This is a genomic window from Marinobacter iranensis (genome assembly GCF_029207565.1).
GTDB classification, from domain to species: domain Bacteria; phylum Pseudomonadota; class Gammaproteobacteria; order Pseudomonadales; family Oleiphilaceae; genus Marinobacter; species Marinobacter iranensis.
Window position 1 is genome coordinate 74,190 of sequence record NZ_JANCMW010000015.1, and the last position, 15,502, is coordinate 89,691.

14 protein-coding genes and 1 tRNA gene are annotated in these 15,502 nt (G+C 57.2%); 1 reads left to right on the forward strand and 14 read right to left on the reverse strand.

Annotated features, from left to right (window positions below):
- The first annotated feature begins 5 nt into the window (after nucleotides 1–5).
- The gene (locus tag NLU14_RS19185) at nucleotides 6–2,573 is read left to right on the forward strand and encodes a CHASE2 domain-containing protein (protein ID WP_275709606.1); all 2,568 of its coding nucleotides are present in this window, start codon (nucleotides 6–8) and stop codon (nucleotides 2,571–2,573) included.
- Between the two features lie 50 nt (nucleotides 2,574–2,623).
- On the opposite strand, the gene NLU14_RS19190 is transcribed toward NLU14_RS19185, so the two are convergent.
- The 14 genes from NLU14_RS19190 to frr form a co-directional block, all read right to left on the reverse strand.
- Nucleotides 2,624–3,286, reverse strand: coding sequence for a fibronectin type III domain-containing protein (locus tag NLU14_RS19190; RefSeq protein ID WP_275709608.1), 663 nt, complete (start codon nucleotides 3,284–3,286; stop codon nucleotides 2,624–2,626).
- 72 nt (nucleotides 3,287–3,358) lie between these two features.
- Nucleotides 3,359–3,435: transfer RNA gene (locus tag NLU14_RS19195), tRNA-Met, on the reverse strand.
- 99 nt (nucleotides 3,436–3,534) lie between these two features.
- Nucleotides 3,535–4,212: a ribonuclease HII gene (gene rnhB, locus NLU14_RS19200; protein ID WP_275709610.1), complete on the reverse strand. Its 678-nt coding sequence runs from the start codon at nucleotides 4,210–4,212 to the stop codon at nucleotides 3,535–3,537.
- Nucleotides 4,209–5,393 (reverse strand): lipid-A-disaccharide synthase, encoded by a 1,185-nt coding sequence (gene lpxB / locus NLU14_RS19205; RefSeq protein ID WP_275709612.1) that lies wholly within the window; start codon nucleotides 5,391–5,393, stop codon nucleotides 4,209–4,211. The genes rnhB and lpxB overlap by 4 nt, the downstream gene beginning before the upstream one ends.
- Nucleotides 5,394–5,412: 19 nt before the next feature.
- On the reverse strand, nucleotides 5,413–6,204 hold the full coding sequence (lpxA, locus tag NLU14_RS19210) for an acyl-ACP--UDP-N-acetylglucosamine O-acyltransferase (RefSeq protein WP_275709614.1): 792 nt from the start codon (nucleotides 6,202–6,204) through the stop codon (nucleotides 5,413–5,415).
- The gene (fabZ, locus tag NLU14_RS19215) at nucleotides 6,204–6,641 is read right to left on the reverse strand and encodes a 3-hydroxyacyl-ACP dehydratase FabZ (RefSeq protein ID WP_275709616.1); all 438 of its coding nucleotides are present in this window, start codon (nucleotides 6,639–6,641) and stop codon (nucleotides 6,204–6,206) included. Before fabZ ends, lpxA begins: the two co-directional genes overlap by 1 nt.
- A gap of 11 nt (nucleotides 6,642–6,652) precedes the next feature.
- The gene (gene lpxD, locus NLU14_RS19220; RefSeq protein ID WP_275709618.1) at nucleotides 6,653–7,678 is read right to left on the reverse strand and encodes a UDP-3-O-(3-hydroxymyristoyl)glucosamine N-acyltransferase; all 1,026 of its coding nucleotides are present in this window, start codon (nucleotides 7,676–7,678) and stop codon (nucleotides 6,653–6,655) included.
- 51 nt (nucleotides 7,679–7,729) lie between these two features.
- Nucleotides 7,730–8,227 carry an OmpH/Skp family outer membrane protein gene (locus tag NLU14_RS19225; protein ID WP_275709620.1) on the reverse strand — a complete coding sequence of 166 codons (498 nt, stop codon included), beginning with the start codon at nucleotides 8,225–8,227 and terminating at the stop codon, nucleotides 7,730–7,732.
- 50 nt (nucleotides 8,228–8,277) lie between these two features.
- Nucleotides 8,278–10,596 (reverse strand): outer membrane protein assembly factor BamA, encoded by a 2,319-nt coding sequence (gene bamA / locus NLU14_RS19230; protein ID WP_275709622.1) that lies wholly within the window; start codon nucleotides 10,594–10,596, stop codon nucleotides 8,278–8,280.
- Between the two features lie 43 nt (nucleotides 10,597–10,639).
- Nucleotides 10,640–11,989 (reverse strand): RIP metalloprotease RseP, encoded by a 1,350-nt coding sequence (rseP, locus tag NLU14_RS19235; protein ID WP_275709624.1) that lies wholly within the window; start codon nucleotides 11,987–11,989, stop codon nucleotides 10,640–10,642.
- 48 nt (nucleotides 11,990–12,037) lie between these two features.
- The gene (gene ispC / locus NLU14_RS19240; protein ID WP_275709626.1) at nucleotides 12,038–13,228 is read right to left on the reverse strand and encodes a 1-deoxy-D-xylulose-5-phosphate reductoisomerase; all 1,191 of its coding nucleotides are present in this window, start codon (nucleotides 13,226–13,228) and stop codon (nucleotides 12,038–12,040) included.
- Complete coding sequence (locus NLU14_RS19245) at nucleotides 13,225–14,064, reverse strand: phosphatidate cytidylyltransferase (RefSeq protein WP_275709679.1); 840 nt, start codon at nucleotides 14,062–14,064, stop codon at nucleotides 13,225–13,227. Before NLU14_RS19245 ends, ispC begins: the two co-directional genes overlap by 4 nt.
- A gap of 22 nt (nucleotides 14,065–14,086) precedes the next feature.
- A complete protein-coding gene (gene uppS, locus NLU14_RS19250) occupies nucleotides 14,087–14,857 on the reverse strand; it encodes a polyprenyl diphosphate synthase (RefSeq protein WP_275709628.1) in 771 nt (256 codons plus the stop codon).
- Nucleotides 14,858–14,932: 75 nt separating this feature from the next.
- Nucleotides 14,933–15,490, reverse strand: coding sequence for a ribosome recycling factor (frr, locus tag NLU14_RS19255; protein WP_275709630.1), 558 nt, complete (start codon nucleotides 15,488–15,490; stop codon nucleotides 14,933–14,935).
- Between the last annotated feature and the right edge of the window lie 12 nt (nucleotides 15,491–15,502).

The window sequence follows — 15,502 nt, forward strand, 5'->3', positions numbered from 1 at the left end:
GCCCCATGACCCGGAACTGGCTTCCCATCAAAACAACACCGTGGACACTGGGCCTGCCACTACTGACCATTCTGCTACTGCTTCAAACCACCTCCATCCCCCAGCGGCTGGACTTCTGGCTATACGATACCCTGATCACAGAGAATCCGGTGGAGCCTGCCGATGATGTTGTTATTGTCGCCATTGATGAACTCAGCGTGGATCGCCTGGGTCGCTGGCCCTGGCCACGAACAACCCACGCGCGGCTGATCGAAAAGCTTGACAAGGCGGGCGCCAAAACCATCGTCTTCGACATCCTGTTTCCCGAGCCCTCCCCGGACGACCAGGAACTGGCCAGGGCCATGCGGAACCACGGGAATGTCATCCTGCCCCTTCACCTTTCACCGCCCTCCCGCAACTATCTGATCAGTGAGCAATTGCCGGTACCGGCGCTGGCGTCGGCGGCATCGGCGCTGGGACATGCCCATGTGGAACTTGACAAGGACGGCCTGGCCAGGGGCCTTTACCTGCTGAACGGCCTTGGCGATCAGTTGTGGCCGAGCCTGGCGCTGGCGGCTTCCGGGGAGCCCCTGCCGAACGGTGAACCACCCGATGTGCCGCTATATACCAACGTCAGGCAGCATTACCGGGCGATTCCCATGGCCGGCGGCTCCGGGACACTGTCGTCCTACTCCTACACGGAAATACTCGATTTGCCGGCCGCACCAGAGGCGTTCAGCGGCAAAACCGTCTTTGTGGGCGCAACCGCACCGGGGTTCGGCGACATCCTGCCCACGCCGTTCTCAGGCCTGAATCAGCCCATGTCCGGCGTTGAATTCCATGCCAACAGTTATTCCGCCCTGGTGAAGGATGAACTGATCTCCCGGGTATCAACACCCATCGCCATCGGCCTGGCCGTTGTGGTGATTGTTTTCCTTTCGTTCGCCCTGCCCCGTATGCGACCGGCCCGGACCATTCTTCTGTGCCTTGTAACTCTTGGCTTACTGGTTCTGGCGCACGCGCTGTTGTTATTGGGTGCCCGGCTCTGGTTGCCCATTTCCCATGCCATGGTCATACCCCTGCTAGCACTGCCGGTGTCCAGTGCGTTCAGGCTGGCGATGACCAACCGCTTCCTCAACCGGCAACTGGATGAACTTGCACGGGGGCCAACAATGACCCTCGAAGAGCCGTCACTCAGGCATCCGCCACAGCTACTCAGCCAATTCCAGGCATTGCTCCAGCCAGAGGGATGGCTGTTGGCCGAGGATAACGAAGTGATTACTGCGTCAGGGCTGACCGCAGCAGACATCCCGCCACTGACGGAGCCCGGCGAATGGGTTCACCTTGGCAGCCAGAGCTGGGTCAGCTTGTTGCGCAACAATATTACCTACAAGATCGGGCTCAAACTCCCCAATGACCTCGGGCGAGAAGCCACCCGGCGCTACCTTCGCAGACTGCCGCTTTCCACCATTCAGTCGCCGGCCAGAAAATCAGGACCAAGAGAAAACATCTCCGCCCGAATCGAGCGGGTGCGCGTTGCAACCGAGCGTATGAGCCAGATGCAGAAGTTCATACGGCGAAGCTTCGAGCGAATGCCGGATGGCATTATTGTCACAGACGAACTTGGCGTTATCCGCTTCGCCAACGGCCATATCGAAGAATGGTTTCAGGAACCCATGCCGAGCCTCAGCGGCCTGCCTCTGGTGAAGCTCCTGGAAGGCCACGATCCCAGGGACAACCCGCCATGGCATGAAACCGTCTCGGAAACGCTCACGCTGGCCCAGAGCCGCACTGTGGACCTGCGCATTCGCAACAAGGATTTCCTCATTCACTTCGCGCCGTTTGCGCTGCCTGACAGCGACCAGAACGGTATTATCGCCAACATATCGGACATCTCCGAGCTCAGGGAACAACAGCGGCAACACCGGGAAGCCATCGACTTCATCTCACATGATGTGCGCTCACCCCTGGTTTCCCAGTTGGCACTGATCGAACAACTCAAACGGAACCGTGGCCACATCGAGCCGGAGCAGCTTGACCAACTGGGCCGGCTGGCCAAACGAAGCTATCACCTGGCCGAGGAATTCGTGCAGCTTGCCCGGGCGGAACAATTAACCGAAACCCGCTTTTACGAATGCGAGTTTCTGGCCATTGTGGAAAACGCGCGGGACAGCGTCAGCGAGCAGGCCGTCGAAAAGGGCATTCAGCTTGTACTGCAGGGAACAGAGGATTTGTGGCTGCGAGGCAACGCGGAATTGCTTGAACGGGCCGTTATCAACCTGCTGACCAATGCCGTGCAGTACAGCTCTTCTGGCTCAACCGTCAATATCCAGGTTTTCCAGGCGGGCCATCAGGCGTACCTGACCGTAAGCGATGAAGGGGAAGGCATCGCCCCCGACGAAATCCCCTACCTGTTTGACCGCTACCGTCGCCAGAAAAGCAGCGAGCTTTCAGGCAACCATGGCACAGGGCTGGGCTTATCGTTCGTGAACGTTGTGGTTGAAAAACACCGCGGTGAAATCACCGTTAATTCCCGCCTCGGGGAAGGTACGGCCTTTACCCTCAAACTGCCGGTTGCGCATCCGTTAGGGTAACAACAAGGCCGCTCTGACGACTCCCTCCGCCAAAAAAACCATAGCCTTAATCAGATGGTTTTACTGACTTGTGCTGACGGGGCACTCATCAAGCCATCGATATCTTCCACCTGAATCGTAAAGTACCAGGTACCATTGTTCAGATTATCGACAGTGTACTCCATCGTACTGGCATCATTAATTCGCACCGTTTCGGAAAGCGCGTCCGGGTTCTGACCGTAGTTGATGACATAGCCGGATAACTCACCCATCTTGATGCCATCTCCGTTAGCCCGAGTTGACGGAGCGTTCCAGCTCAGAGAAGCAGAACGCTCAGCTGCCTGTGACTGGGAGCCTTGTGCGGCATTTTCCGTGCCGGAACTTCCAGAAGAACCGCCCCCACATCCAGCAAGCGTAATTCCCACAAAAAACGCGGCGATCCATGCCCTTGACATTTTAATGACGCGATTCATAGATACTTTACACCAATATTTCGCCGAATTTGTGAAATTATATAAAACGGCCGCGAGTATCGATGTGAATGGCGTCATCATGCCAGTTAAAAAACTGTCAATTTTTCGACAGACAATGGTAATAAAATAGCGGAAAATACTGATTAATGGGCAAAATTTTGCCCGCACAGCACCGGTCAAGCGGTGCCGTTCTGGTACTAAAGTTCTAGATTTGCGGGAGTCCCGCTGGGGAAGGGGTTGCAAACAGGGCAGAAAAAGCATTGGTCTGAAATCGACCTGGAAACATCTCTGACCCAAAACAGAAAAAGCCGGTCAAAGACCGGCTTTTCTAAGTGGTAGCGGGGGCAGGATTCGAACCTACGACCTTCGGGTTATGAGCCCGACGAGCTACCAGACTGCTCCACCCCGCATCAACGCTTTCTAAAGCATACTTCTACTTCAAAACTGGTTGTTTTCCGGGGCAACCCCCGATCAACGTGCGCGTATACTAAGGATTCGATCGGGAGCTGTCAATCGATATTTTCGAACAGATCGACGGGATATTGCAATTCCTGTTTCACGGCCTTGCTGTGTAAGCCCACCGCATCAATCGCTTCCTGCACAGGGCGGAATGAGCGACGGTGCTGGGCGGTGGCGCCCAGTCTGCCAAGCGCTTCCAGATGCACCGGAGTGGGATAGCCTTTGTGGCTGGCAAAGCCGTACTCGGGGAACTCCTCATGTAGCACCGCCATTTCCCGGTCCCGCGTCACTTTGGCAATAATGGACGCGGCACTAATGGCCTGCACGCGGCTGTCACCTTTTACAACCGCCTCCGAGACCCAACGCCATTGGGGGCAACGGTTACCGTCCACCAGTACGTATTCAGGCTCGATATCAAGGCCTTGCACGGCCCGCTCCATGGCCACCATGGTTGCCTGGAATATATTCAGCCGGTCTATCTCGTCAGCCTCACAGCGGCCCAGGCTCCACGAGGCCGCCCGCTCAATAATCTGTTCGTAAAGGGCCTCACGGCGCTTTTCTGTCAGCTTCTTGGAGTCAGCCAGGCCAGGTATCGCCTTTTCCGGGTCCAGTATCACCGCGGCTGTGACCACGGCGCCCACCAATGGCCCGCGCCCCACTTCGTCCACACCGGCCAGTCGCCAGCCCTGGTATCGGCACTCAAAGGGTGGTAAAGGAAGCTTACTCATCGCTTTTCGCCCTCTATCAGCGCGGAAACTGCCGTTGCCGCCTGTTCATCCGCATCCTGCCGCAACTGTTCATGAAGCTGCGAAAAGGCCTCCGTCAGGCGGGCACGCTCGGTTTCGTTTTCAAGGCGCTCAAGGACTGCCTCGCCCAGGGACTCGGGAGAAGCGTCATCCTGTAACAACTCGGGCACCAGTTGTTCTTTGGCCAACAGGTTTGGCAAAGCGACATAGGGCACCTTTACCAGCCTGGACACCAGGGCAAAGCTGAAACCGCTTAACCGGTAACCCACCACCATGGGCTTTTTCAGCAACATGGCCTCCAGGGTTGCCGTTCCCGATGCCAGCAACACCACATCAGACGACGCCATCACCTCCCGCGAGCGGCCCCGGACAATGGTCACTGCCAGTTTTACATCCAGCGCCTCCACCAATTCCCGGACCTGCTTTTCCCGTTCGCGATTGATGCAGGGAATCACCAGTTGCAGATCCGGGCGCCTGCCCTGGATCCAGCGTGCAGCCTCGAGAAACAGGGTGCCCAGACGCTCCACTTCCCCACCCCGGCTACCCGGCAGGATAGCCAGTACCGGCGCGTCTTCACGGAGGCCCAGGGACCGGCGGGCGCCCATTGTGTCCGGCATCATGGGGATACGATCCGCCAATGGATGGCCTACGAAGGCCACGGGAACGTTGTGCTCCTCGTAGAAGTGGGCCTCGAACGGGAACAGCGTGAGCATGAGGTTGACGGATTTGGCAATCTTGAAGATACGTTTCTGGCGCCAGGCCCAGACGGACGGGCTGACATAGTGGACCGTCGGGATACCGGCATCACGGCATCGCCGTTCAATTTCCAGGGTGAAATCGGGGGAATCTATGCCGATAACCACGTCGGGCGGAGTTGTCAGCAGGTAGTCCATCAGCCGGGCACGAATGCTGAACAGTTCCCGTATCCGGCCCAGCACCTCCACCAGGCCCATCACGGACAACCGTTCCATGGGAACCAGGGAATGAAAACCCTCGGCTACCATTTCTTCACCGCCGATCCCAACAAACCGGGCGTTGGGGTACCGGCTTCGAAGGGAACGGATCAGGCCGGCACCCAGGATATCCCCCGATGCTTCTCCGGCCACAATGGCAAAGGTCACCTTGCGAGGGCTGACAACAGGATTATTGTGATGATCCGTCACCGGGGTACGCACTCCCTGGTTAGCGGATGATGCCGCGGTCTGCACCACGAAGGGAGTCGATCAGGGGTTGCACTTCAGGAATATCGGAATAGGCTTTTTCAAGCTCGACAACAGCCTGTTCAGTGGTCAGGCCCTGACGATAGATAACCTTGTAGGCACGGCGCAGAATGAGCAGCACTTCCTTGCTGAAGCCCCGCCGGCGCAGCCCTTCCACGTTCATCCCGAATGGCTGGGCCGACTGGCCGCTTGCCATGATATACGCGGGAATGTCCTTCAGTACGATGCTGCCACCGGCGCTCATGCTGTGGGTGCCGATGTGACAGAACTGGTGAACCATGGTGCCACCACCCAGGATGGCAAAATCACCAACGGAAACGTGGCCTGCCAGCGTGGCGCAGTTGGCGAGGATGGTGTTGTCGCCGATGAGGCAATCATGGGCAACGTGAACATAGGCCATCAACAGGTTGCCATTGCCAATACGGGTTTCACCACGGTCCTGGACGGTGCCACGGTGAACGGTGCAATTCTCGCGGATGATGTTGTCATCACCGATAACCAGTGTGGTCGGCTCGCCAGCGTATTTTTTGTCCTGGCATTCTTCGCCAACACTGGAGAACTGGAATATACGGTTGTTACGGCCAATTTTCGCGGGGCCCTTGATCACCACGTGAGACATGATCTCGGTGCCTTCACCGATTTCCACGTCCGGGCCAATGTAGCTCCATGGGCCGACTGTTACGTTATCAGCCACTCTGGCAGAAGGGTCCACAATCGCCTGAGGATGGACTCCCGACCATTCTTTTGTCGCCATCAGACTTCTCTCTCAGCGGTCAATATTTCTGCCACACAGACGACTTCATCATCAACCAGTGCGCGGCACTCGAATTTGTAGATTCCACGTTTGCCGGAGATCATCCGGGACTCCATACTGAGCCTGTCACCGGGCACTACGGGGCGCTTGAAACGCGCTTTGCTGGAACCAGCCAGGTATTGTACCACGCCATCCGTGGGCTTCCGCCCGACAGTCATGAAGCCGAGAATGCCCGAAAGCTGTGCCATGGCTTCAATAATGAGCACCCCCGGCATAATGGGCTTGTTCGGAAAGTGGCCGGTGAAAAACGGCTCATTAAGGGAGATATTCTTGTACCCCTTGATGAATTGTCCCTTTTCTACCTCGGTTACCCGATCAACCAGCAAAAACGGGTAGCGATGGGGCAAGTATTCCATTATCTCGTCGATGTACATCATCAGTAGCGGCCTCAGCCTTCAATTTTCTTTTCCAGTTCTTTTAGCCGACGCGCCATGGCATCGAGCTGACGAAAACGCACGGCGTTTTTACGCCATTGCCGATTACTGTCGGCACTGGTTCCCGACGAATACACGCCGGACTCCCGAATATCACCTGAAACCAGCGTCATGCCGGTCAGGTGGACCTGATCAGCAATATTCAGGTGCCCAGCCACGCCCGACTGGCCACCAAAAACACAGTGGCTGCCAATACGGGTGCTGCCCGCAATACCAACCATCGCTGCCATGGCACTGTGATCACCGATACTGACGTTGTGTGCTATCTGGATCAGGTTATCGAGCTTTACTCCATCACCAATGACCGTGTCATCCAGCGCGCCCCGGTCAATGGTGGTGTTTGCCCCCACCTCAACGTCGTCCCCCAGTACAACCCGGCCAAGCTGGGCAATCCGATGCCAGGCGCCCTTCTCATTGGCAAATCCGAATCCGTCGGAGCCGATGACTGCGCCACTAAGGATATGACAACGCCTGCCCACAACAATATCGTGGGCAAGAGTTACTCTTGCACGCAGTATAGACTGCTCACCGATCTGGCACCGAGCTCCCACAATGCAGCCGGCACCCACAACAACACCGTCACCGATGACAGCATCGGCCTCTACAACAGCCTGCGGACCAATACTGGCGGTTTTCGAAACCTTCGCGGAAGATGCCACAACCGCTGATGGGTGCACCCCGGGCGCGGCAACAGGAGCCGGGTCAAACCAGTGGCTCAGGCGAGCATAGCCAAGATAGGGATTGTCCAGTAACAGGACATTGGTAGGACATTCGTCAGCAACGGATGGCGAGAGAATAACAGCGGAAGCCCTGGTCTCTGTCAGATACCGGCCGTACGAGGAATTCGCCAGGAAGGCAATCTGGCCCGGAGCAGCCGCCTGAAGCGTTGCAAGCCCCCTGATTTCCGTATCGGGATCACCCCTGAGCTCCGCGCCAAGCTCCGAAGCAATATCGCCCAGCCGGTACGAACGCTTTGTCATTGTCAGCTCCACAAGGTTTATCCGGGCTGGCCATTATCCGGCCCGCAGGTATCAGCGGTCCAGTTTCTTCAGCAATTCTTCGGTCAGATTCATTTCCGGCTTCACATAAACCACAGCCTCGCTGGGCAGGATCATGTCAAGGTTATGCTCCTCCAGCAATTCCTTGACTGCTGCGTCCACTTCCGGGCGCGCCTCTTCCAGGAACTGTTGCTTGCGGTTGGCCACGGTTGAATCCAGGCGTTGCTTGAGGAAATTGAATTCCTTTACCTTTTCCTGGAACTCGGCCGCCATCTGTTCACGCTCTGACTCATTCATCATGGCGCCATCTTTCTCCAGGCGTTCCTTGAGCTTTCTCGCGGCGTCCTGGGCTTCCCGGACCTTCGCTTCCTCACCTGCAAAATCCTTCTGGAGCGTTTCGCTGAATGCCCGCGCATCGCTGGAGGAAAACAGCGCCTGGCGCAGATCAACGACGCCTATCCGGGTTTCGGCCGCTGCCGGGAAAGCGACCAGTAATGCGGTCAGGGCCACTGCAATGGAATATCGGAACATGTTGCTTCTCCTGTGTATCATCGTCTTTTGCACTCCCGGCCCCTGACAGATCAGAACGTCTGACCAAGAGAGAACTGGAACACTTGGGTATCGTCACCGCTCTTGTCGTTCAGGGGCTTGGCCAGACTGAATGCCAACGGACCAACTGCTGTTATCCACTGGAATCCTACACCGGCAGACAACCGGATTTCATCCAGGGCCGGGTCAAAATTCCGGTCCGCATCAAATACCTGCCCTGCGTCCACGAAAAACGCGGTTCTCATGGAACGGCTGTCCCCTGCAAACGGAGTGGGGAAAATCAGTTCCAGGCTGCCTTCTGTCAGCAAACTACCGCCGAAGGGGTCGGGATCGGAAAAGTCATTCGGAGCGTTTGTAGCAATCGGGCCGAGAGAGTTTGCCTCATAACCACGCACCGAGCCATAACCACCCGCATAGAAGTGCTCGTAGAACGGCATCACGCTTCGACCATCATAGCCATCGCCGTAGCCAATCTCGGAACGTGCCCTGAATACCCAGGTCTGGTTCTCGTTCAACGGTTGATAGTACTCGGTCTTCTGGTTCAGTTTATAGAAGGTCAGGTCACTGCCAGGCACCGCCACATCAGCGGAGAGAGACACGCTATAGCCGTCACTGGGCAGTACGCCGCGGTTGAGGGTGCTTCGGCGCCAGGAGCCGAACAGGAAGTAATTGTTGAAATCATTGCCTTCTTCGTCGATGAAGGTTCTGACTTCCTCTGAGGTGAACGCACCCTCCTTTACTTTGGAGAGAGTATAACCAAGCCCGAAATTGAGGCGGGTAATGTTATCCGTGGGATAGCCAAAGGTAAGCCGGCCACCGTACTCATCCAGCAGATAGGAGGAAATATCCTGTTCCTCGAAGTCGGTTTCGCGCGCAAACACACTGAAACCACGGCTGACACCATCCACTGTGTAGTAGGGGTCCTGGTAGGAGAAGTTGGCGCTCTTGATGGAGTCACTGACGTTCACACCGAAGGACACGCGCTTACCGCTGCCAAAGAAGTTGTTCTCGGATACGTTGGCACCCAGGATAACCCCGGAAGCCTGTGAGAAGCCGACAGACGCCGAGAGGCTGCCCGTTGCCTGCTCGGCAACCGAGTAGTTAACATCGACCAAATCGTCAGTACCGGGGACGGGGACCGTCTCCACATCCACGGTTTTGAAGAAACCAAGCCGTTCCAGCTTTGTTTTCGAAAACTCGATCCGGTCGGTGGAGGCGACACCGCCTTCCATCTGGGTCATCTCCTGGCGCAGTACGTCGTCCCGTGTAGATACGTTGCCATCAAAATTAATGCGTCGTACGTACGCCCTTTTACCTGGCTCGACAAAAAAAGTAACCGAGGCCGTGTTGTCGTCAGCGGGCTCCGGCACGGCGTTCACGTTTGCGAAGGCGTAGCCTTCCCGGCCTAGGCGTCGGGAGAGCGCTTCTGAAATCGCGGTCATGCGAGAGCGGGAAAACACGTCGCCCTCTTCGATGGGAATCAGCTTTCGCAGCTCTTCCTCGCCAACAATCAGCTCACCGCGCAGATTGACATCAGACACCGTGTACTGGGGCCCCTCATTCAGCGAAATGGCAATAAAAACCTGCTTCTTGTCAGGGGAAATCGATACCTGGCTGGACTCCACGTTGAAGTCGATATAACCACGATCAAGGTAGAACGACCGCAGGGATTCGAGATCACCACTCAGGCGCTCTCGGGCATATTTGTCGGAATTGGTGATGGAATTCCACCAACTGGTGGTTTCCAGCTCAAACAGGCCCAGTAATGTTTCGTCGTCAAAGGCGTCGTTACCAACGATGTTAATGTGCTGGATTGCCGCAACCGTGCCCTCATTGATATCCAGCCGGATTGCCACCCGGTTACGGGGAAGCTCTTCGGCGGTGGCTTTTACCCTCGCGTTGTAGCGCCCCTGGCTGATATAGGAACGGAGAATCTCCAACTCCAGCCGCTCCAGGGTAGCCCGTCGGAACACCTGCCCCTCCTGGAGCCCGGCACCGGAGAGCGCCTCCATCAACATGGGGGTTTCGATGTTTTTGTTGCCCTCAATCTCAATGGAAGTAATTGAGGGCCTCTCCTGAACTGTCAGGATAAGTACACCACCGTCACGGCTGGCCTTGATATCGGTGAACAGGCCGGTGCGGAACAAGTCCTTGATGGCCTCCGACAGCTCCACTTCATCAACCGGTTCCCCGATTGATACGGGAAATGCGGAAAACACCGTCCCCGCGGATACCCGCTGAAGGCCTTCTACCTCAATATCGGATACGGTGAATTCATCAGCCAGTGCCGGTCTTATGGTTGAAGTGGCAACTACCAAGCCTACAGCTATACCCAGAAGAGAACGTCTCATTCAATAATTTCGCCTGTTGATGCGCGTAAGGAGTTCGCAATTCTCACAACCGCATCAGGTCGTTGTAAAGTGCGAACACCATTAATGTGAGGATCATTGCCATACCAATACGTAATCCGAAAGCCTGGGCCTGCTCCGAAAGAGGCTTCCGACGAATGGCTTCAATGGTGTAATAGACAATGTGCCCACCATCAAGAACCGGTATTGGCAAAAGGTTCAGCACCCCAAGACTGACACTGAGGTAGGCAAGGAAACGAATAAAGTCCTCGAAACCGGAACTTACACTGGCTTCGGCTATCCTGGCAATGGTTATCGGGCCACTGAGGTTAGTGGGAGAAAGCAGCCCCGTCACCATTTTCTTGATGGCGACCAGTGTCAGCCGGGTATCACCCCAGGTTTCTGATACGGCATTGGGAATGGCCGCCAGAGGCCCATAGCTGACGTCCCTGAGAACATGATCCGGCCAGGTCACTTCGCTGACACCGGCACCCACAAAGCCGGTTACACTGCCATCGTCCGCGGTGCGTTCGGCGGGCGTGACAACGATCTGTTGCGTGCGACCATCGCGCTCGATGGTCAGTTCCAGAGCTGTTTCCGGAGCATCGCGAATAAAGTCCACCAGTTCGAACCAGTCCGACACCGGTTTGCCGTCTACCTCGACCACACGATCGCCAGGTTTCAGTCCGGCGGCCTCTGCCCGGCCGCCCGGAGAAATCTCACCCAGAACCGCTGGCACGTCAGGCCGCCAGGGGGTAACACCAAACTCACTGAGAGGGTTTGGAGTATCTTCGCTCAACTGCCAACCGCCCAGAGAACCGCGCAACGTGCCCCGGCTGCCATCCTGAGAGACCTCAAGGGTCACTTCACCAAATTCGCCAGTACGCTCAAGCAGGCGCATGTTCACATCCCGCCAGGAGGTCACCCGACGGCCATCGACTTCATGGATTTCCATTCCGCTGGCAAGCCCCACGCGATCCGCCACACTTCCCTGACTCACATCGCCCACAATGGGCGCGACCGTGGTAAAACCAACCACGCTGAGCAGCCAGTACGCAAATATGGCAAACAGGAAATTTGCAACAGGCCCTGCGGCAGCAATGGCGATGCGTTTGGAGGGTGACTTGGAATTGAATGCCTGGTCCTTGAGCTCTTCGGGCACCGGCCCCTCACGCTCATCCAGCATCTTCACATAGCCCCCGAGGGGGATGGCGGCAACTGCAAACTCAGTACCGTGGCGGTCGTACCAGGAGAACAACGGTTTTCCGAAACCAACAGAAAAACGCAATACCTTCACGCCACAACGGCGAGCCACCCAGAAGTGCCCGGCCTCGTGAAGCGTTACCAGTATGCCCAGCGTCAGTACCAGCGCCAGTATGGTTTCAACTATCTGCATAGTGCTCTCTGTTGGTGTTTACACGCCCGCCTGCCGGGGCCGCCTGTATCAGACAGTCAGCCCCAGGATCTGTTCCCGTGCCACTGATCTGGCCTCGGCATCCTTGGCGAAGATGGTATCGAAACTGTCCGCCGACACAACCTCGGTCGCCGACAGTGTACGCTCAATGATAAGGGGAATATCGGCAAAACACAGGTTACCGGCAAGAAAGGCCGCCACAGCCTCCTCATTGGCCGCGTTCAACACCGCCGGTGCTGTTCCGCCTTTGTGAAAGGCTTCCGCTGCCAGCCTGAGACAGGGGAACCGTTCCAGGTCCGGCCGCTCAAAGTGGAATCGCCCGATACGAAACAGGTCCAGCGGGGCAACCCCGGCATCGATCCGTTCCGGCCAGGCCAGGCCGTTTGCAATGGGCGTACGCATGTCCGGGCTGCCGAGCTGTGCCAGCACCGATCCGTCCGCGTACTCCACCATGGAATGGATAATGCTCTCGGGATGGACGTGGACCTCAATCATTTCCGGCGTGGTGTTAAACAGCCAGCAGGCCTCAATCAGTTCCAGCCCCTTGTTCATCAGGGTTGCCGAATCCACCGAAATCTTCTGGCCCATGGACCAGTTCGGATGGGCGCAGGCTTCGGCGGGCAACACGCTACGCAGGGATTCCGCCGAATGCGTGCGGAACGGTCCGCCGGACGCCGTCAGCAGGATGCGTGTGATACCCGCGCCACGGGTATCCCGGATCCTGTCCGCCGGCATGCACTGGAAAATGGCATTATGTTCGCTATCGATCGGCAGGACTTCCGCTCCCGAGGCCGCAACCGCGTCCATAAACAGCTTGCCCGACATCACCAACGCTTCCTTGTTGGCCAGCAACACGCGCTTGCCGGCCCGCACGGCAGCCAGCGTGGGCGGCAACCCCGCGGCACCAACTATGGCGGCCATCACCGTATCAGCGTCGCTGTCACCGGCCACCTGGCTTAGCCCTTCAGGGCCGCTGAGGACCGTCACGGAGGGCATATCGGCAAGAGCGTGGGTCAGTGCAACGGCTGCGGTTTCATCTGCCATCACCGCGTACTGTGGGTGAAACTCTCGGCACAGCTCCACCATGGCGTCGACACTGGTACTGGCCGTTAACGCGGAGACCGAAAAGCGATCCGGGTGCCGACGGATGACATCCAGCGTATTCAGGCCAATTGAGCCAGTGGCTCCCAGGATGGATATACGACGCTTCACAACGGTCACCACTGCCCCGTCGTCAGCCAGCCCATGAGGGTAATGATCAGCGCGAACACCGGAATCGCTGCCGTCAGGCTGTCAATCCGGTCCATGATGCCACCGTGACCCGGCAATAGCTGGCTGCTGTCCTTGATGCCCCGGAAACGCTTCAACATGCTTTCCAGCAGGTCGCCGAGCACCGACACCGCGCCGGTAATCAGGCTGGCCACAACCAGCAACAGCGACTGCGCCACACTCGCCGAAGCCAGCGCGCTGATAATCACCGCAAATACCGCAACGACCACCAGGCCACCCCACACACCCGCCCAAGACTTGCCCGGGCTGACACGAGGCGCAAGTTTCGCCTTACCAAACGCGCGGCCGGCAAAATAGGCACCGATATCGGCCACCCAGACCACGCAGAATACATAAAGGATAAGCAATAAATTGTTGGCGCTGTCACCAAACTGGAATCCGCCAGTACGCAGGTGATTGAGGCCAACCCAGGCAGGCACCAGCACCAGCAGCCCCATAGCAGCCCGGGCAGCCACACCGCCCCAGCGCTCAGACCCATCAGGGTAACTTCGTACCAGGAGGAAGCACAGAACCCACCAGAACAGAGCCAGCCACAGCACGGCCAGGGCGGGAACATTCAACAGGCCATAGAGCACGGCCGCCACTACCAGCGCATACACAACGCGCGCGGCCGGCGAAGAGAGGCCGGACATGTTGGCCCACTCCCACGCCCCGATGGTGATAATAGCACCGGTAAACAGGGCAAAGCCCAAGGGCGGTAGAAAGAAAATCCCGCCAATGGCGATGGGTGCCAGGATAAGCGCGGTTATAATACGGGTTTTAAGCACGGTATCGTTCGCTATCTTGTCGTTATTGTTCTGACGAAACGCTGGCAATCTGGTCATCGGTCTGACCAAACCTGCGCTTCCTGCCCGCATACGCCTGTAACGCCTCGCTCATTTCATGCTCACGGAAGTCAGGCCAATAAACGGGAGAAAAGTAGAGTTCGGTGTAGGCCAGGTGCCAGAGCATGAAATTACTGATGCGCTGCTCACCGGCCGTACGGATCATCAGGTCCGGCATGGGCAGGTCACCAATGGACAGGTGCTGCTGGATCAGGTCGTCGGTGATGTCGGACGGCGCAAGCTCACCAATACGCACCTTTTCCGCCACCTTCCGGCTGGCCTGGGTGATGTCCCAGTGGCCACCGTAGTTGGCAGCGATCACCAGCGTCATGCGGGTGTTGTCGCGGGTCAGCGCCTCGGCACGCTCCATATGCTCCTGCAGGTTGGCACTGAACGCGGAGCGGTCGCCAATAATGCGTAGGCATATATCATTGCGGTGCAGTTTCTTGACTTCCCGCTCCAGTGCGAACAGGAACAGGCGCATGAGGGCCGATACTTCATCTTCCGGGCGACGCCAGTTCTCGCTGGAAAAAGCGAACAGGGTCAGCACTTCCACCCCTTCCCGGGCACAGGTTTCAACCACAGACCTGACCGCTTTCACACCGGCCTTGTGGCCGGCTACGCCTTTCAGTCGCCGGGCTTTCGCCCAGCGGTTATTACCATCCATGATAATGGCCACATGCCGGGGCCGGCTGCCAGCCGAAACCGGAATCTCTGCGGATACACTTTCCGTCATGCAATCCCCTGTTCAGCCGATACTCGACAACTGCGCTGGCACCGGCTGATCATTATACTGAATTGGACTGGCTGATCAGACAGCCATCAGGTCCTCTTCCTTGGCCTTGAGCTGCTTTTCGATCTCAGCGATATAACGGTCGGTCAACTTCTGAATCTCTTCTTCACCGTAGCGCTCTTCGTCTTCGTTGATGTCCTTTTCCTTCAGCAGTTCTTTCAGCGTGCTGTTGGCATCACGACGCGCGTTGCGGACAGAAACCTTGCCATGCTCCGCATCGGCCCTGGCCTGCTTGACCATTTCCTTACGGGTTTCCTCGGTCAGCATCGGCATCGGAATCCGAATAATTTCACCGTTATTGGACGGGTTCAGACCCAGGTCCGACATCATGATCGCTTTTTCGATCTTCGGTAGCAGCGGCTTCTCCCAGGGCGAGACAGCCAAGGTCCGGTTGTCCTCAACGTTCACACTCGCCACCTGCTTGAGTGGGGTCTCCTGGCCGTAATAATCCACGGTTACGCTATCCAGAATGGAGGGATGCGCGCGCCCGGTACGGATCTTGTTGAAAGCCCAATTCAGAGACTCAAGGCTTTTCTTCATCTTCTTTTCAGCATCAGCTTTTATATCGTCAATCACTGCAGCGTCCTC

Coding starts and splice junctions, on each gene's coding strand:
- NLU14_RS19225 (WP_275709620.1), bottom strand. CDS start 8,227: ATGTTCCGATATTCCATTGCAGTGGCCCTGACCGCATTACTGGTCGCT.
- rnhB (WP_275709610.1), bottom strand. CDS start 4,212: ATGAGTAAGCTTCCTTTACCACCCTTTGAGTGCCGATACCAGGGCTGG.
- NLU14_RS19190 (WP_275709608.1), bottom strand. CDS start 3,286: ATGCTTTTTCTGCCCTGTTTGCAACCCCTTCCCCAGCGGGACTCCCGC.
- lpxD (WP_275709618.1), bottom strand. CDS start 7,678: ATGACAAAGCGTTCGTACCGGCTGGGCGATATTGCTTCGGAGCTTGGC.
- fabZ (WP_275709616.1), bottom strand. CDS start 6,641: ATGATGTACATCGACGAGATAATGGAATACTTGCCCCATCGCTACCCG.
- bamA (WP_275709622.1), bottom strand. CDS start 10,596: ATGAGACGTTCTCTTCTGGGTATAGCTGTAGGCTTGGTAGTTGCCACT.
- uppS (WP_275709628.1), bottom strand. CDS start 14,857: ATGACGGAAAGTGTATCCGCAGAGATTCCGGTTTCGGCTGGCAGCCGG.
- NLU14_RS19185 (WP_275709606.1), top strand. CDS start 6: ATGACCCGGAACTGGCTTCCCATCAAAACAACACCGTGGACACTGGGC.
- lpxA (WP_275709614.1), bottom strand. CDS start 6,204: ATGGCGACAAAAGAATGGTCGGGAGTCCATCCTCAGGCGATTGTGGAC.
- rseP (WP_275709624.1), bottom strand. CDS start 11,989: ATGCAGATAGTTGAAACCATACTGGCGCTGGTACTGACGCTGGGCATA.